Here is a 662-nt window from a genome sequence, read left to right on the forward strand (position 1 = left end):
TTTGTTCATTTCAAATTTTAAAAGTCAAGGGCGAGCCTTAGCGAGTTTATTTACCCTTGACTTTTAAAAAGCGAATGGTTTTTGGTCGCTTCAGGGGTTTGGCTCCGCATGACGCAAGCACCCTTTAGGGTGTATAATTGCGCCCTTAGAAAATCTAAGGGAGATTTGGTTATTTTATTTTCCCTAATTTTCTCTCATTATTCTTAGTGTTTCTTTAAATTCTTTCGTCTCTATTGCTTCTTCTAGTAGGATTTTTATTTCTTCATCTGTTAGTTCTTCTGCATTTTCTATAAGGCTTTCTAAGATTGCTCCTCTTGTTATGAGCCTATGAGTTCTTTCTTTTCTTCTTTTTATTATGTCTTGTTTTAGTATCTTTTGTTCTCGATTTTTTAGTTGCCTTAATCTTTCTTCTGTATCGTCAATTTTGTCTTTTATTTCTTTTGACTCTTGTCGTATTTGTTCTAATTTTTTCATACTTATATCCTTTCTTGTAATAAAAAAACGACTAGATTTTTATTTCTAATCGTTTTCGTTTTAAATATTATAATTTGCTATATTCCATTTTAATTTTATGTTTTCTATATTTCTTTCCATGTAATCCCAATCTGGAATGTTATAACTTTTTGTTTATCTTTTTTATCATATTTTTCTCACAAAGATAA

General features: G+C 29.5%; 1 protein-coding gene. It reads right to left on the reverse strand.

Annotated elements, in window-relative coordinates:
- Positions 1–183: 183 nt before the first annotated feature.
- A complete protein-coding gene (locus tag WMO19_RS09845; RefSeq protein ID WP_349171692.1) occupies positions 184–474 on the reverse strand; it encodes a DUF3847 domain-containing protein in 291 nt (96 codons plus the stop codon).
- Positions 475–662: the final 188 nt, after the last annotated feature.

Source organism: Peptoniphilus hominis (ex Hitch et al. 2025), assembly GCF_040096015.1.
GTDB classification, from domain to species: domain Bacteria; phylum Bacillota; class Clostridia; order Tissierellales; family Peptoniphilaceae; genus Peptoniphilus_A; species Peptoniphilus_A hominis.